Annotated in this window: 13 protein-coding genes, 3 tRNA genes and 2 pseudogenes; 12 read left to right on the top strand and 6 right to left on the bottom strand. The window is 59.0% G+C overall.

Annotated elements, in window-relative coordinates; genetic code table 11:
- A partial coding sequence (locus tag X744_RS1000000174795) for a hypothetical protein (protein ID WP_031259731.1) occupies nucleotides 1–418 on the bottom strand: 418 nt, incomplete at its 3' end.
- 108 nt (nucleotides 419–526) lie between these two features.
- Between X744_RS1000000174795 and X744_RS162595 the strand changes: the two genes are divergently transcribed.
- Together X744_RS162595 and X744_RS162600 are read left to right on the top strand one after the other, a co-directional pair.
- Nucleotides 527–748, top strand: a complete 222-nt coding sequence (locus X744_RS162595) for a helix-turn-helix transcriptional regulator (RefSeq protein WP_023757989.1) — start codon at nucleotides 527–529, stop codon at nucleotides 746–748.
- Between the two features lie 225 nt (nucleotides 749–973).
- Nucleotides 974–4786 carry an SIR2 family protein gene (locus X744_RS162600; RefSeq protein WP_023757988.1) on the top strand — a complete coding sequence of 1271 codons (3813 nt, stop codon included), beginning with the start codon at nucleotides 974–976 and terminating at the stop codon, nucleotides 4784–4786.
- 145 nt (nucleotides 4787–4931) lie between these two features.
- Here the strand turns inward: X744_RS162600 and X744_RS162605 are convergent.
- Nucleotides 4932–5007, bottom strand: a tRNA-Thr gene (locus X744_RS162605).
- Nucleotides 5008–5160: 153 nt separating this feature from the next.
- Between X744_RS162605 and X744_RS1000000171630 the strand changes: the two genes are divergently transcribed.
- Entirely contained in the window at nucleotides 5161–5328 is a 168-nt protein-coding gene (locus X744_RS1000000171630; RefSeq protein ID WP_023757987.1) for a hypothetical protein, read from the top strand.
- Nucleotides 5329–5569: 241 nt separating this feature from the next.
- Nucleotides 5570–5875 (top strand): BA14K family protein, encoded by a 306-nt coding sequence (locus X744_RS162610; RefSeq protein ID WP_023757986.1) that lies wholly within the window; start codon nucleotides 5570–5572, stop codon nucleotides 5873–5875.
- Between the two features lie 71 nt (nucleotides 5876–5946).
- Here the strand turns inward: X744_RS162610 and X744_RS162615 are convergent, their stop codons facing one another.
- Nucleotides 5947–6663, bottom strand: a complete 717-nt coding sequence (locus tag X744_RS162615) for an IclR family transcriptional regulator (RefSeq protein ID WP_023757985.1) — start codon at nucleotides 6661–6663, stop codon at nucleotides 5947–5949.
- 213 nt (nucleotides 6664–6876) lie between these two features.
- Between X744_RS162615 and gcl the strand changes: the two are divergent.
- The 3 genes and pseudogenes from gcl to X744_RS162625 all read left to right on the top strand — a co-directional run bounded on the left by gcl (nucleotide 6877) and on the right by X744_RS162625 (nucleotide 10560).
- A pseudogene (gcl, locus tag X744_RS01000000169360) lies at nucleotides 6877–8668 on the top strand (glyoxylate carboligase).
- 17 nt (nucleotides 8669–8685) lie between these two features.
- Nucleotides 8686–9483, top strand: a complete 798-nt coding sequence (gene otnI / locus X744_RS162620; RefSeq protein ID WP_023757984.1) for a 2-oxo-tetronate isomerase — start codon at nucleotides 8686–8688, stop codon at nucleotides 9481–9483.
- A gap of 144 nt (nucleotides 9484–9627) precedes the next feature.
- The gene (locus tag X744_RS162625) at nucleotides 9628–10560 is read left to right on the top strand and encodes a 2-hydroxy-3-oxopropionate reductase (RefSeq protein WP_280948940.1); all 933 of its coding nucleotides are present in this window, start codon (nucleotides 9628–9630) and stop codon (nucleotides 10558–10560) included.
- Nucleotides 10561–10679: 119 nt separating this feature from the next.
- On the opposite strand, the gene rlmB is transcribed toward X744_RS162625, so the two are convergent.
- Complete coding sequence (gene rlmB / locus X744_RS162630) at nucleotides 10680–11528, bottom strand: 23S rRNA (guanosine(2251)-2'-O)-methyltransferase RlmB (protein WP_023757982.1); 849 nt, start codon at nucleotides 11526–11528, stop codon at nucleotides 10680–10682.
- 198 nt (nucleotides 11529–11726) lie between these two features.
- Between rlmB and X744_RS162635 the strand changes: the two genes are divergently transcribed.
- Together X744_RS162635 and X744_RS162640 are read left to right on the top strand one after the other, a co-directional pair.
- Nucleotides 11727–11811 (top strand) — tRNA-Tyr (locus X744_RS162635).
- 88 nt (nucleotides 11812–11899) lie between these two features.
- A tRNA-Gly gene (locus X744_RS162640) sits at nucleotides 11900–11973 on the top strand.
- 1 nt (nucleotide 11974) lies between these two features.
- Here the strand turns inward: X744_RS162640 and X744_RS162645 are convergent.
- Nucleotides 11975–12739, bottom strand: coding sequence for a hypothetical protein (locus X744_RS162645; RefSeq protein ID WP_156938487.1), 765 nt, complete (start codon nucleotides 12737–12739; stop codon nucleotides 11975–11977).
- Between the two features lie 172 nt (nucleotides 12740–12911).
- On the opposite strand from X744_RS162645, the pseudogene X744_RS1000000171625 reads away from it, so the two are divergent.
- A pseudogene (locus X744_RS1000000171625) lies at nucleotides 12912–13013 on the top strand (GlsB/YeaQ/YmgE family stress response membrane protein); the annotation flags it as partial.
- Nucleotides 13014–13021: 8 nt separating this feature from the next.
- Here the strand turns inward: X744_RS1000000171625 and X744_RS162650 are convergent.
- Nucleotides 13022–13909, bottom strand: a complete 888-nt coding sequence (locus tag X744_RS162650; RefSeq protein ID WP_023757980.1) for a DMT family transporter — start codon at nucleotides 13907–13909, stop codon at nucleotides 13022–13024.
- A 314-nt stretch (nucleotides 13910–14223) separates the two neighbouring features.
- Here X744_RS162650 and tuf point away from each other — a divergent pair, with 314 nt between their 5' ends.
- Nucleotides 14224–15579, top strand: a complete 1356-nt coding sequence (tuf, locus tag X744_RS162655) for an elongation factor Tu (protein ID WP_198032182.1) — start codon at nucleotides 14224–14226, stop codon at nucleotides 15577–15579.
- Nucleotides 15580–15642: 63 nt separating this feature from the next.
- Entirely contained in the window at nucleotides 15643–15951 is a 309-nt protein-coding gene (rpsJ, locus tag X744_RS162660; RefSeq protein ID WP_010909272.1) for a 30S ribosomal protein S10, read from the top strand.
- Nucleotides 15952–15974 lie beyond the last annotated feature (23 nt).

Raw genomic sequence — 15974 nt, 5'->3', positions numbered from 1 at the left:
GTAAGGACGACCTTAAGAGCGCAGCCTCGCTACCGTGCCATGCTCGCGCAAGGCGGCCCTCGCCGGAGGCGTACAAAGCTGCGACAAAAAACAAACCAATTTGGGCCTGGTGCGAGAGAGACCAACCAAAAAGATACGAAACGGCGAGCACAAAGGCTGTCGCGACTATTACTCTTGGCGAGTGCTGTATGAGCGTTACGGGGAGCCTCAATAGGTCGATGACCAAATATGCTGCCCGAAAGACAAAGATCAAGAGGCTGGTGGTCGCCCCCGATCTTTCGCGTTGCCCTTGCGCCCACAGGGCAAACATCACTGCCTCAATGGCCGCCTTCTCGTCTGGCGTCTGCCTAGCGATGCCACTTGCCTGGAGGGCACCAATCAAGTTGCCGGACCGCATCTTTTCCGCGAATTCACTCATTCGACCACAAGCGACCCTTTGGGTGAGCCCCGGTTTCGAGCGGCTCAATCGCCCATTTTGTTCAGTATATCGAGGTGTATATTTTGATCAACTGGGTTCGTTTCCCGCATGGACCTGCGGGAAGTTCTTGCTGCAAATTTGCGCCGTCTTAGACATGCGAAAGGGCTGTCTCAGGACGATCTCGCCTATGAAGCGGAAGTTAGCCGGAGCTACCTGAGTCAGATCGAAAAAGGTAAGTACTACGCGAGCCTCAAGATCATTGAAAAGCTTGCATCGGTGCTCCAGGTCGAGGCCTGGGAACTTCTAAAAGCGCCAGTCAGAGAAAAATAGACGGGCCGAGTCGGCCGTGGCTGCGCGCGACGAAAGCTCTTAGGGCCGGAACTACTGCCGCCAAGGTGAGCGAGTCGGGCACTGTGCCGGATAGAGGCAGCTCCTTTCATGCTGGAGGAGTCGGGATAGTCCAGCGTCCCGCCGAGTCAGCTGTCGTCCAAATGGACTTTCTGTCTCCCGGCGAGTGCAGTATTGGTAGGCCACCTCACCTGAAGTTTGGACCCAATGCGCTTTATTGAAAATGGACCTAGTATCCCAGATTTGCTCCTTGAACGTCGTGATCAAGGACGAGTCGTATTCCTTTGTGGCGCCGGTGTTTCTTTTAATGCGGGGATGCCCACATTTGTCGGGTTAACTAAGCACGTAATCGATACGTTTGATCCGCCAAAAGGCTCCACTATTGCAAGTTCTTTCGAGCCTTGGGAGAATCTCGAATACCACGGCTCGAAGACCCCGCTCGATCAAATATTCCATCTCCTCCATCAAGAATATGGGCGGGAGGACGTCAATGCTTTGGTGGCCAAACGTCTTGCACAGGAGGCGCTTGGGGAGATTGAAAGTGTAGAACACAAGCTGATTGCTAGGATTTCATCCGATCAGGAAGGCAATCCTCAGATAGTGACAACCAATTTTGACCGGCTCTTCGAACGTGCAGCGGGCGTCGAAGTTAGAAAAATCTACGAACCGCCGGCCTTCCCTGACATCCGTATGGGCGTCCCGATCACAGGTGTGACCTACCTCCATGGGCGCCTTCAAGAACCAGGCGCTACGCACCATCCCTACGTGTTGAGTAGCGCCGATTTCGGGAGAGCATATCTATCGGAAGGGTGGGCGACGAGCTTTGTGCGTTCCCTGCTCGAAAGCTACACCGTCGTCCTCGTTGGTTACCAAGCCGAGGATCCGCCGGTTAAGTATCTACTTCAAGGACTGAACCACGATGGAATGTCCGACCGCTCCAACCTGTACGCGTTCGATAAAGGTTTAGCTGAAGAGATCGAAGCGAAATGGCGGGACCGGGGCGTTACTGCGATTGCTTACAACGATCACTCCGACCTCTGGAAATGCCTTGGGGCCTGGGCCGACCGGGCCAATGACCCCAGAGTGTGGCGTTCCAAGGTAGTTGATCTGGCAAGAAGAGGACCGAGAGAGGTTGCGTCCTACGAACGCGGTCAAGTTGCCCATCTGGTCCGAACCACGCCAGGTGCCCGCCTATTCGCCAGTGCAGACCCCTCTCCGCCAGCAGAGTGGCTCTGCGTTTTCGACGCCTTCCGTCGAACAGCGAGGAAAAGCAGCGGCTACGGTGATAGTGCAGAGACCTTTGACCCACTCGAAACGTATGGACTAGATGATGATCCGCCGCGACCGCCTGAGTCAGATCGGCAAGCTCATCAGTTGCATGATCACCTTCTGGAATGGCGTCGTGGCGATACCAATCCGCCAACCTTTCATCGACTTGCGGGCCGACAGATAGAAGGGTTCGAGGACATTCCTCCTCGGCTACTCCATCTTATGCGATGGATCATAAAACACTTGGACAGTCCCGTTACGGCTTGGTGGGCCGTGCGCCAGAACGGCCTACACCCCCGCTTTGCGGAGCAAATTCGCCGAGAGTTGCGACAACGAACGAATCTTCATCACGATGCCAGGAACAGCTGGAACCTCATAGTGGAATTTCAATCCGATCATCGAAACTTCGGGTGGGATGACGCCTGGTTTGAGCTGAAAGATCGCATCAACAATGAGGGTTGGAGCCCAAGCGTATTGCGGCAATTCGAAACATTAAGCGCACCTGTCCTTTCACGCGACTTGCCTTTTGGCATCGCTTTATCGAAGCCTCCGTTTGGCAATTGGGATGAAATTGGATCAACAGAGCTGACGAACTGGGCAGTCAAGTTTGCCGACACCCACGGAGAGCAGATCAAAATGCCGGACGAGGTGCTGTATCCAGTATTCCGGATTGCAGAAGGCCACCTCTTTCGAGCTTCGAGACTGTTGGAAGAGCTCGCCCGGACCTATTTCACCACTCCAACGTGTTACCCAAACCGAGAGATCGATGGCGAAGACCGGGACCGAGACGGTGACGCAAACTTCCGCCAGTTTCTTAGCTTGTTTGCTCGAATGCTTGAACATAGTCCGGGCTTGCTCCGAGCTCACGCCTTAAGCTGGCCAGTTAGCGACAAATCTCACTTCCGAAAGCTGAAGCTGTTCGCGTTGAATAATGTTGGTCTTTTCGGTGCAGACGAGGCTGCGGACGTCGTGCTCGGGCTCGAACAGGACCAGTTCTGGGACTTCGAAGTTCGTCGGGAACTCTTGTTTCTGATCCATGACCGATGGAAGGAATTCTCTTCAGTGAGCCGGCTAGCGTTGGCCGACCGCCTGCTTGAAGGACCGAACAAGGCGGCTCACTGGTCTGATAAAGAGTACCCAGAGATCAGAGATGAAATTGCTGCCCGCTACGCCAGGTGGTTGACTCTTCAAGGGCGGCAACTGTCCGTGCGACAGAACGAACGCCTTGACGAAATCATCTTGGCATTGCCTGATTGGCGCGAAGGGTCTGCATCGAGCATCGTAGCCGAAAACGGGGTCCATGCCGGCTTGGTTGGTACTGATGAGTCGCCCGATGCCGTGATCGACCTGCCGCTCAGCGAAATTGTGGAAAAGGCCGAGGCCGCTGTTCGACGCGATTTCGGGAGCTTTACGGAGAAACGCCCATTTACCGGTCTCGTAAAAACCAAGCCTAGAAAAGCGTTGGCGTCACTGTCCTTTACGGCGCGAAATGGTGTCTACCCAGAGACCTTGTGGTCCGCTCTGATCGGCGACTGGCCCGAAGATATCAGGCCTCGGCTCTATCGTATGTTCTTGAACCGACTAGGCCGGTTGCCGGAGGTGAGTATACGAGAGCTTCGGCACACTCTTGGCAGATGGCTTGAAGATAAGTTCATTAAGGCGTTTGAGTTTGATGCCGATCTCGCCTGGAAGATTTTTGATCATATCGTTGATGGCCTTGTTTCTGACGGAGGCCTAGCCACAGCGAGCGGGATGGGAGCGACGCGTGTTGGAAACGAAATCATCCACAATTCCCGACGGACATACAGCCATGCCTTAAACGGGCCGATTGGCAAGGCATCTCAAGGGCTGTTTCGCGCCTTAAACTCGCTGAAGCGTTTGCAAGGACAAGGATTGCCGGACGAGTTCAAGTCGCGGATCGAACGCTTGCTTGTCGCACCTAGAGAGGGAAGTGATCATGCTGTTGCCATGGTGGCTTACCGGATAGGCTGGCTTCACTATCTCGACCCGGCTTGGGTCATGGGCCGGATAATACCCTGGTTCAAGCTCGAACATCCTTCAGCGGAGCCAGCGTGGAATGCGTTTCTGTCTGCGGCACGATTTCCACCCTCGGAAATTGGGGTGCAGTTGAAACCAATGCTCCTTCAACTATTTCCGACCATCTATCAATGGAGTTGGGATACGCATCTTGCCGAAATCGCTGCGCAGATGGTGGTAGAACTAGGTGTATTCCAACGTCACGAGCCCTATGGACTGGATCAACGCGAAGCTCGCCATTGCATACGAAACATGGACGACCGTAGTCGTCAGCATTCAGTTTTCCGACTTAGACAAATCGGCAAGCGGGACGAGGGAGGATGGCAAAACCACGTCATACCGTTTGTCGAAGAAGTTTGGCCACGTGAGCGAAAATTCCGGACTTCATCGTTGGTTTCGTCATGGATAAGTTTACTCGATGGCTCTGGAGATGATTTCCCAAAGATCTTGAAATCGGTGAGGCGCTTTTTGGTGCCTGTGGAGAACGATTTTCACCGGCTGTATCAATTTGCAAAGAAGGTAGGGGGCGAAGAGCCTCTGACGGTTAAGCATCCCGAGGCCGTTCTGGAGATGCTCGACGCCATCATTCCAAACAGCCCGGAAGCCGCTCCCAACGAGCTATCGCAGATACTTGATCTAATAGAGGACAAGGACTCTGCCCTTACCCGCGATCGCAGGTTCATGCGCCTGCTCGATCTGGTTGAAATGAAATAGCACCCCAAAAACAGCCGCAAGAAATATACGCCGTCGAGCGCTAGATATGCAGGAAATGACGCAATGGGTGTTCCCCTATCGCCTCCCGAACGCACGGGCTTCACCCAAGAATCAACGAATGTGCCTTCTAAATTATTGATTTTGCTGGTGCCCCCGGACGGAATCGAACCGCCGACCTTCGGTTTACAAAACCGCTGCTCTACCAGCTGAGCTACAAGGGCACGGCGCTCCGGTTAACATATTTGTTGCGCCAGTAAAGACAAAACTCCGTTTGCCCGGCATGTGATGTGGGCCGTCGGGGAGGGCATCGTGAAAACCGCCGGATTGTTTCCTACATATGGAAACGTTGCAATCGCTTCGAGCAGGGGTGTGGCATGATCAGATTTGTCATCATTCTCCCGATCATCTTCGTAGCCTGGATGCTGCTGGTGAAGATCATCAACGATGTGAAGAAGGCCAATGTCGACTGGGTTGGCGTCACCACCATCATCGGCTTCATCGCGCTCGCCTTCTGGCTTCGCCACGTCACGGGCATGGGGTGAGTAGGGATTAGCCACGAATAGGCACCGCCGGCGAAGCTACCGATCTCCCTAGCAAAGAGCACCATCGTCAACGTCCTCGCCGATCTCTGCGGGCCGAACTGGCTGCCAGCACGACCACGGCCCAAGCGAACCAAGCCGTTCCAGAAAAATCGAAAAAAGATTCGAACCTTTTTCCTTGCCGCAGCGACAGATGATCAAGAGGCGGATGGATCGCCTCGGTCAACGAAGCAAGGAGATCGTCATGTTCACGCGCACACTCGTTTCCGGCGTCATCGCCACCGCCGTCGCCGCCAGCACGCTGCTCGGCACCGTTCAGCCCTCGGCGGCCCACAACCATCACAACCGCGACATCGGTATCGGCATCGCCGCAGGCGTTGGCGGTTTCGTGCTGGGCAGCCTGCTCTCCCAGCAGCCCCGTACCGTTTATGTCGACGAAGACGGCGGCTCATGGCATGTCCGCCGCTGCTACGATCGTTACGCAAGCTACGACGTCGACTCCGACACCTATATCGGCCACGACGGCTATCGTCACTACTGCCGGCTCTGAGAGGAGGTGGCGTTCCAATCAGCTGAAAAGAGGGGCGCCCCACCGCCTCTCTTTTCGCTGTTCGTATGATCTCAGGCCGAGCTGACGCCGCCGATCATCCTGGTCACCTCGGCCGCGGCATCGCGCACCAGCGGGCCGATTTCGGCCAGCCGCTCCGGCGTCACCCGCACGGTCGGCCCGGAGACCGAAACGCCGCCGATCGGCTCGCCGAATTCGTTGAAGATGGCGGCCGCCACGCAGCGCATGCCGGGGTGCCGCTCCTCGTCGTCGACCGACCAGCCGCGCAGCTTGATTCGTGCCAGATCGTGGGCGAGGGCGGAGATGTCGGACAGCGTCTTGTCGGTGAAGCGCTGCAGCCCTGCCTTGCGCAGGATAGTTCCGACGCGCTCCGGCTCGAGATGCGCCAGCACCGCNTCCTCGGCGACGCCGAGATTGGCGGTCTCGCCGGTTCTCTCCATCAGCTCCTGCATGACGATACGGGCGCGGTCGACCAGCTTGCGACGGCGCAGGAAGGCCGCGCCCATGCGATAGGTCTCGACGCCGATCGACCACAACTGGTCGCTTGTATCGAATTCGACCATGCCGTGGTTTTGCAGCGTCGTCAGCATGCGGTAGGCGGTCGACGCGGCCAAGCCGCTCTGCGCCGATATCTCGCTCAACGACAGGCCGCTGCCCTCCGCGACGATGGCCAGGATACGCAACGCCCGATCGAGCGACTGCACCGAAGCCTCCGATGGTCCGTTGAAAGCGCGCGGGCGGCCGCGCTGGCGTTTCTCTGTTGTTTCCATGTCGCCATTCTCGCCGATTTCGCCAAACACACAATGAAAAACTTTTTCACTCGGTCGGATGGATGCGTTTCTGGAAAACAGAAAATCCAATAAAATCAAGATATAGTCGCAGTTTTCTAGAAATGAAAAAATATTCTGAAAAAATTGAAAAATAGCTGGCTTGCTGGCATCCTTGGCCAATCCAACAATGACAAACCCTGTGGAGGGCTGGAAATGGCCAGGATGCGCGCTGTCGATGCCGCGGTTCTCGTTCTCGAAAAGGAAGGTATTTCCTGCGCTTTCGGCGTGCCGGGCGCGGCGATCAATCCGTTCTATTCGGCGATGAAGGCGAGGGGCACCATCCGCCATGTGCTTGCCCGTCACGTCGAGGCCGCCTCGCACATGGCGGAGGGCTATACCCGCGCCAAGGCTGGCAATATCGGCCTGTGCATTGGCACCTCGGGCCCGGCCGGCACCGACATGATCACCGGGCTCTATTCGGCCGCGGCTGATTCCATTCCGATCCTGTGTATTACCGGTCAGGCGCCACGCGCGCGCCTGAACAAGGAGGATTTCCAGGCAGTCGACATATCAGCCATCGCCGCACCGGTCGCGAAATGGGCGGTCACCGTCATGGAGCCCTATCTGGTGCCCATGGTGCTGCAGAAGGCCTTCCACCTGATGCGCTCGTCGCGACCGGGCCCGGTGCTGATCGACCTGCCGGTCGATGTTCAGCTGGCCGAGATAGAGTTCGACATCGATGCCTATGAGCCGTTGACGCCGTTCAAACCGGTCATGACGCGCGCGCAGGCCGAAAAGGCGCTGACGATGCTCAACGCGGCCGAGAGGCCGCTGATCGTCGCCGGCGGTGGGATCATCAACGCCGATGCGTCTGATCTGCTCATCGAATTCGCCGAAATCTCGGGCGTTCCGGTCATCCCGACGCTGATGGGCTGGGGCGCGATCCCGGACGACCACCGGCTGATGGCCGGCATGTGCGGCCTGCAGACCTCGCACCGTTATGGCAATGCGACGATGCTGGAGGCCGACTTCGTCTTCGGCATCGGCAACCGCTGGGCCAACCGTCACACCGGCTCGGTCGATGTCTACACCAAGGGAAAAAAGTTCATCCATGTCGATATCGAGCCGACGCAGATCGGCCGAGTCTTCGCGCCGGACCTCGGCGTCGTGTCGGATGCAGGTGCGGCTCTGAAGATGCTGCTTGACGTTGCCACCGAGTGGAAGACGGCAGGCAGACTGCGCGACTGGTCCGGCTGGGCCAAGGAATGCCAGGCCCGNCCAGGCCCGCAAGAAGACGATGAAGCGCAAGACGCATTTCGACCAAGTGCCGCTGAAGCCGCAGCGCGTCTACGAGGAGATGAACAAGGCGTTTGGCCGCGACGTCACCTATGTCACCACGATCGGCCTGTCGCAGATCGCCGGCGCGCAGTTCCTGCATGTCTACAAGCCGCGCAACTGGATCAATTGCGGCCAGGCCGGCCCGCTCGGCTGGACCTTGCCGGCAGCCCTTGGCGTTCGCGCCGCCGATCCCGACCGCACCATCGTCGCGCTGTCTGGCGACTATGATTTCCAGTTCATGATCGAGGAACTGGCGGTCGGCGCGCAGCACAAATTGCCCTATCTCCATGTCGTCGTGAACAACGCCTATCTCGGCTTGATCCGCCAGGCGCAGCGCGGTTTTTCGATGGATTTCGAGGTCAGTCTCGCCTTCGAGAACATCAACCGATCAGGTGATCCGGAAGCTGGCTATGGCGTCGACCACGTTGCGGTTGCAGAGGCGATGGGCTGCAAGGCGGTCAGGGTGCGCAAGCCCGAGGAATTTGCCGCCGCCTTCAAGGAGGCGCAGCGGCTGATGAAAGAACACCAGGTTCCGGTCGTGCTCGAATTCATCCTCGAACGCGTCACGAACGTCTCCATGGGCACCGAGATCGACAAGATCACCGAATTCGAGGACCTTGCCGAGCATCAGGAAGATGCGCCCACGGCGATCGTGATGTTGGATTGAGAAGAAGGACAAGACGAATGCCACGGTTTTCAGCCAATCTGTCGATGCTCTTTGGCGAACATGACTTCCTCGACCGTTTCGATGCGGCCGCCCGCGCCGGCTTCAAGGGCGTCGAATATATCGGCCCGTATGACCATGCGCCCGAAATCGTCGCTGCCCGGCTGAAGAAGAACGGCCTGACCCAGGTGCTGTTCAACCTGCCGGCGGGCGACTGGGGCAAGGGCGAGCGCGGCATTGCCGCATTGCCGGACCGCGTGCCGGAATTCCGCCAGGGCATCGCCAAGGCGGTCGCCTATGCGCAAGCGCTTGGCTGCCAGCAGGTCAACTGCCTGGCAGGCATCGCGCCGGCGGGCGCCGACCGCAAGGTGCTGGAGGATGTCTTTGCCGAAAATCTCGCCTTCGCGGCGGAGAAGCTGGAACAGGCTGGCATCAGGCTGCTGATCGAGCCGATCAACACGCGCGACATTCCGGGTTTCTTCCTCACACACTCGGAACAGGCGCTGGCGCTGATCGATCGTATCGGGTCGAAGAACCTGTTCCTGCAATACGACATCTATCACATGCAGATCATGGAGGGGGATCTCGCCCGTACAATCGAGGCTAATCTCAGCCGCATCGCGCATATCCAGCTTGCGGACAATCCCGGCCGTCACGAGCCGGGGACGGGCGAGATCAACTATCCCTTCCTCTACGAGCACATCGACCGCATCGGCTATTCCGGCTGGATCGGGGCGGAATACAAGCCGAAGGCCGGCACGGAAGCTGGGTTGGGATGGTTCAGGGAATTGAGCGGGAAGGGGAGCGCGGCGGCGTAAGCACTAGAGGCCCCCTCATCCGGCCGCTGCGCGGCCACCTTCTCCCCGGTGGGGAGAAGAGACAGGCACCGCCGTTGGCGACCTCTTCTCCCCTCGGGGAGAAGGTGGCCCGAAGGGCCGGATGAGGGGGCGTTTCACACAGTCATTTGGAGAACCACAATGGAAACCATCGGTTTCATCGGCCTCGGCATCATGGGCGCGCCGATGGCTGGGCATCTGCTGGACGCCGGCTACGAGGTGATCGCCAGCGACCATCGCTCCAAGCCGCCTGCCGATCTCGTCGCCAAGGGCCTGAAGTCGGTCTCCGGCCATGCGGCCGTGGCCAAGGCTGCCGACATCATTATCCTGATGGTGCCCGACACCCCGCAGGTGGCCGACGTGCTGTTCGGCGACAATGGCGTCGCGTCGGGCCTGACGAAGGGCAAGCTGGTCATCGACATGAGCTCGATCTCGCCGATCGAGACCAAGGTTTTTGCCAAGAAGATCAACGGGCTGGGTTGCGACTATCTCGACGCGCCGGTCTCGGGCGGCGAGGTCGGGGCCAAGGCTGCGTCGCTGACCATTATGGTTGGTGGCGAGGAAAAGCCGTTCGAGCGCGCCAAACCAATCTTCGAGAAGATGGGCAAGAACATCACTTTGGTCGGCCCCAACGGCGTTGGCCAGACCACCAAGGTCGCCAACCAGATCGTCGTCGCGCTGACCATTGAAGCCGTCGCCGAAGCGCTTGTTTTTGCTTCAAAAGCCGGCGCCGATCCGGCCAAGGTCAGGCAGGCGCTGATGGGCGGGCTGGCGGCTTCGCGCATTCTGGAAGTGCATGGCGAGCGCATGGTCAAGCGCACCTTCGCGCCGGGCTTCCGCATCGAACTGCACCAGAAGGATTTGAACCTGGCGCTGGAGGGTGCGAAAGCGCTCGGCGTGTCGCTGCCCAACACCTCGACCACGCAGCAGCTGTTCAATTCCTGCGCGGCCAATGGCGGCGCCAGGGAAGATCATTCGGCCCTGGTCAGGGCGCTGGAGCGGATGGCGAATTTCGAGGTCGGCAGCGGAGCAGCCGAAACCAAGGGCAAAGCGGCATAGGTCAGGCGAGGGGCGGCGTAACGTTCCCAAGCCGCCAACTCTTTCCCGTCGAAGAGCGGGTTCCGGCGTCTGTCGCGAAAACCCGTTTCTTCGTTTCGAGATGTTTCTGCTGTTCTGGCTCAGGCGCGCTTCAAGAATGTCCGCGCCACGTAAAGGCTGATCGCCGCGGCATTGGATACGTTGAGCGAATGGATCGCGCCGGGCATGTCGAGCCGCGCCAGCGTCGTCACCGTCTCGCGCGTCTTCTGGCGCAGGCCCTTGCCCTCCGCACCCAGCACCAACGCTATCTTGTCACCGGCAAAGCTGGTTTCGAGTTCCGCCGGCCCGTCCGAATCGAGGCCGATGGTCTGAAAGCCGGCCTCGTGCAGTTGGCCGAGCGCGTCGGCGAGATTCTTCACCTCGATCTGGTCGATATGCTCCAGCGCGCCGGAGGCGGATTTCGCCAGCACGCCGGATTCCTGCGGGCTGTGACGAGCCGTGGTGATCAGCGCGCCGGCGCCGAAGGCGACTGCCGAGCGCATGATGGCGCCGACATTGTGCGGATCGGTGATCTGGTCGAGCACCAGCACCAGCTTGGCATCGCCAAGTGCATCAAGCCGCTTCGGTTTCAGCGGCTCGGCCTCGATCACCACGCCCTGGTGCACGGCGTCCGAGCCGGTGACCTTGTCGATGTCCCTGGGTTCGACCAGTTCCGTCTTGAAGGGCAGGGCGGCGAGATCGGCGATTTCGAGGCGCTCGGCCGCATTGCGCGTCACCAGCATCTTCCTGATCTTGCGGCGCGGGTTGTCGAGTGCCGCCCGCACCGTATGCAGGCCATAGAGCCGCACCAGGCCGTCCGCGGCATTTTCGCCCGGCGGAACCGGCTGTTTGGGCCTGAATGCCGGCGCGCCGCCGCTTTTCTCGTCGCGATAGGCGCGGCGCAGCTTGGCGTAATGGGTGTCTTTCGGGGTGTTGGTTTTATCGCTCATGGCTGGCTTCTATAGCGGTCTCCTCCGGTCAAGGATATGGCCCGTCGCCGCAGCCGGCGAACAGAAACGAAAAACCCTGGTTGCGCGGTTGACACCCAATGGGCTTGCCGCCATAAGGCGCTGCGCTGGTTTCGGAGAAGACATATCTCGGGTCCGGATTGGCGTGAATGCCTCGTTGCATGGCTCCGGCGGCAGACTGGAGAGGTGCCCGAGTGGTTAAAGGGGACGGACTGTAAATCCGTTAGCTTAGCTTACGTTGGTTCGAATCCAACCCTCTCCACCACTGCCGGCCCGGAAGCCCTGAAACGCGAAAGAATCGGACTGAAAAGTGCATGGCGCTTTTCGAGTGAATCCGGTACTTCAGGTAAGGCGCGGGTATAGCTCAGTGGTAGAGCAGCAGCCTTCCAAGCTGAATATGCGGGTTCGATTCCCGCTACCCGCTCCAGCTAGATTCCTGATGCCAACAACATCACGGCGGTTCCTACTTTGTAGAAGCCGTGCCAAAGCCCCACCACGCCGCCCCCAACGATCAGAATGAAGCCGAAATAGGCGTGCCATCTGTTAACTCGCTTCGGCGTCGCGATGGGTGGGTACTTTGCCCGTATCTCCAGGATTTCTTCCCGCAATTGCGGATCTAAGGGTAGATCATCGTATTGAATACGAAACTTCAGTCTCTTCATGCTACCAAGGATCACAGCCAGGGCTATCCAGGTCAGCACGGCAAGCCAGAGGCTGATGACGTAAAGCTGCGGATAAAGAACGTAAGGGCTGTTCAGGCAGGCTTCCGGAAAAGGCGTGCGGCGAATGAATGATCGTCTGCCCAAGCTTGCCAGCCACCATCCGTGATCAGTCGTTGCAAGGCCAACGAGGAATCCGGCCAAGAGCAACGAACCTCCGGCGATCCATAAGAATGATTTTCGGTTTTCATCATCCGTAATCGCCGCGAATGCGCACTTCCCTGCGATAGGCATCAGCAGCAGGGTAAAGACGATGGAATAAACCATCTGAGACATCACAATAGCGGAAAATGACGCCGAGCATCTTCCGAGATCTGCTGTAAGGCCGAATGATCGAGAAAACAACGTTGCGAATACGGGATCCGCCTGGGATAAAAATGCGTAGATGAAGGCGTGCAACATCAGGACCGTGGTGCCGGAAATGACAGAAGCCCGATGATTATCTCTAAACCTTAGTTCCCACACCGATTTCACGATTCATCACCACCTAAGTTGCCTTAAAGTGATGACATAAAACGGGTTAATCTAGTATTGCGCGACCAACGGTTGTCTTGCGCAACCAAGATTGCCGTTGCAAAGTGGATCTTGTGCGAGGCCGATCCCCCCATAGGAATAGGACGCATAAAAGTTGTCCCCCTATAGGTCAGGCGTCACCGGCCTCAACATCTACAGCCTGATCGTCGCAGTGATCGGAGCTGTGGTCGTTCTGTGGGCCTATCACCAGTTCAGCGCAAGGCGGACGCTTTAGGCGTCAGCCTACGCGACGACGGCCAGCCGGCGCTGGCGCTGATCCAGCGAGACGATGGTCAGTCCGCTGCCGACAACCAGCAGGATGCCGCAGATCGCCAGCGCGTTGGGGAATTGCCCGAACACCAGCAGGCCTGAAATCACCGCCCAGACGGTGAAGCAATAGTAGAACGGCGCCACGGCACTGGTCGGTCCGACGCGATAGGCCATGAAGATGAAGAAGTGGCCGAAGATCAGGAAAAATCCAGCACCTGCCATCAGCAGCAGGTGGTGCATCCCGGGCATCACCCAGCGCTCGGAAACCAGATGCGCGGCACCGGCGCCGATCAGCACCACCACGACGGCGGAAATCGCCACGATCATGCCCGGCACCTCGGCCGAGACCCGCCTGCCGGCAAGGTCGCGCGCGGCTGCCAACGCGGCGTTGCCGAGCGCCAGCAGGGCGTAGACCGAAATGCCTTGCATTGTCGGCTGCGCCACCATCAGCGCGCCGATGAAGCCGAGCCCGATCAGCGCCATGCGCCGGCCGCCGATCCGCTCGCCAAACAGGATCGAGGAGCCGACCAGCATCAAGAGCGGCGTGATCTGTCCAAGCGCGGTGGAATCGGCGATCTGCATGTTGGCGAGCGCCACGACATAGCAGAGGATCGCCGCCAGCTCGAGCAGGTTCCTGCGCAGCACATGGCCGTCGAAGATCAGCGGAATCTGCTTGCCGTAGCCCAGCGCGAACAACAGCGGGAAGCCCCAGAGCGCTGCCGCCGCACCGCGCAGAAACAGCACTTCATAGGACGGCAGGCCTGCCGTCGCGAGCTTCATCATCGTGTCGTTGACGAGATAAGATCCCGTCGAAACGATCATGAACAGCGGGCCACGGATGGAGGGCGGGATGAAATGCATCCGGTCAGGAGATCAGACCTCGATGACTTCAGCAATGGTCCATGGCCTGGCCATGAATCAGACAGGGATTGGGCAGGCAAGACAACGCTATCGCGGCATCGATCGATCGGCCCGCCACCCATTTCATTTCGCGGTGCGCCTTCCTATATCAGCGCCACATCCCCGCAATCGGATCGATGGTTCGGACTGAGTGAGACGGCACCCAGCCAAAAGACGCTTGTGTTTTTTGGCCTTTGTCGCTAATCGCCCCGCATTCGACTGAACTGAAGGTCTTCGACCGAACTGAAGATCCGGGCCGTCCAAGGAAAGAGACTATGGCAAAAGGTAAATTCGAGCGTAACAAGCCTCACGTGAACATCGGCACGATTGGCCACGTCGACCATGGCAAGACGTCGCTGACGGCNTTCGAGCGTAACAAGCCTCACGTGAACATCGGCACGATTGGCCACGTCGACCATGGCAAGACGTCGCTGACGGCTGCGATCACCAAGTATTTTGGTGAATACAAGCGCTACGACCAGATCGACGCTGCCCCTGAAGAAAAGGCGCGCGGCATCACGATCTCGACGGCGCACGTCGAATACGAGACGGCCAACCGCCACTATGCTCACGTCGACTGCCCCGGCCACGCCGACTATGTGAAGAACATGATCACCGGTGCCGCGCAGATGGACGGCGCGATCCTGGTCGTGTCGGCTGCCGACGGCCCGATGCCGCAGACCCGCGAGCACATCCTGCTCGCCCGTCAGGTCGGCGTGCCGTCGATCGTGGTGTTTTTGAACAAGGTCGACCAGGTCGACGACGCCGAGCTGCTCGAACTGGTCGAGCTCGAGGTTCGCGAGCTTCTGACCAAGAACGAGTTCCCCGGCGACGACATTCCGATCGTCAAGGGTTCGGCGCTTGCTGCTTTGGAAGATTCGGACAAGAAGATCGGCGAGGACGCGATCCGCGAGCTGATGGCTGCGGTCGATGCCTACATCCCGACCCCGGTTCGTCCGCTCGACAAGCCGTTCCTGATGCCGATCGAAGACGTGTTCTCGATCTCGGGCCGTGGCACGGTTGTCACCGGCCGCGTCGAGCGCGGCGTGGTCAAGGTCGGCGAGGAGCTCGAGATCATCGGCATCCGTCCGACGACCAAGACGACCTGCACGGGCGTCGAAATGTTCCGCAAGCTGCTCGATCAGGGCCAGGCTGGCGACAACATCGGCGCGCTGCTGCGCGGCGTTGATCGTGAAGGTGTCGAGCGCGGCCAGGTCCTGGCCAAGCCGGGTACGGTCAAGCCGCACAAGAAGTTCGTGGCCGAAGCCTACATCCTGACCAAGGACGAAGGTGGCCGTCACACGCCGTTCTTCACCAACTACCGTCCGCAGTTCTACTTCCGCACGACCGACGTGACCGGCATCGTGTCGCTGCCGGAAGGCACCGAGATGGTGATGCCGGGCGACAACATCACCGTCGATGTCGAGCTGATCGTGCCGATCGCCATGGAAGAGAAGCTGCGCTTCGCCATCCGTGAAGGCGGCCGCACCGTCGGTGCCGGCATCGTCGTCACCATCAANGTCGATGTCGAGCTGATCGTGCCGATCGCCATGGAAGAGAAGCTGCGCTTCGCCATCCGTGAAGGCGGCCGCACCGTCGGTGCCGGCATCGTCGTCACCATCAAAGAGTAATTTGGACTTAAACCGATCTGTCGCGGGCGCTGCCCGCGCCGCGCCAGAACAAGGAAGTGACGCATGAACGGACAGAATATCCGCATCCGCCTGAAGGCGTTTGACCACCGCGTGCTCGACGCCTCGACGAAGGAAATCGTGTCGACGGCCAAGCGCACCGGTGCCAACGTCCGCGGCCCCATTCCGCTGCCGACGCGGATCGAAAAGTTTACGGTCAACCGGTCGCCTCACGTCGACAAGAAGAGCCGCGAGCAGTTCGAGATGCGCACGCACAAGCGTCTGCTCGACATCGTCGATCCGACCCCGCAGACGGTCGATGCTTTGATGAAGCTCGATCTGGCCGCCGGTGTCGACGTCGAGATCAAGCTCTAAGGGAATGAGAGCGCGGTAAGGGG

The organism is Mesorhizobium sp. LNHC252B00, from assembly GCF_000502955.1.
Taxonomy (GTDB): domain Bacteria; phylum Pseudomonadota; class Alphaproteobacteria; order Rhizobiales; family Rhizobiaceae; genus Mesorhizobium.
The sequence above is the reverse complement of the archived record's forward strand: the minus strand, read 5'-3'. Positions and strand labels throughout refer to the sequence as shown.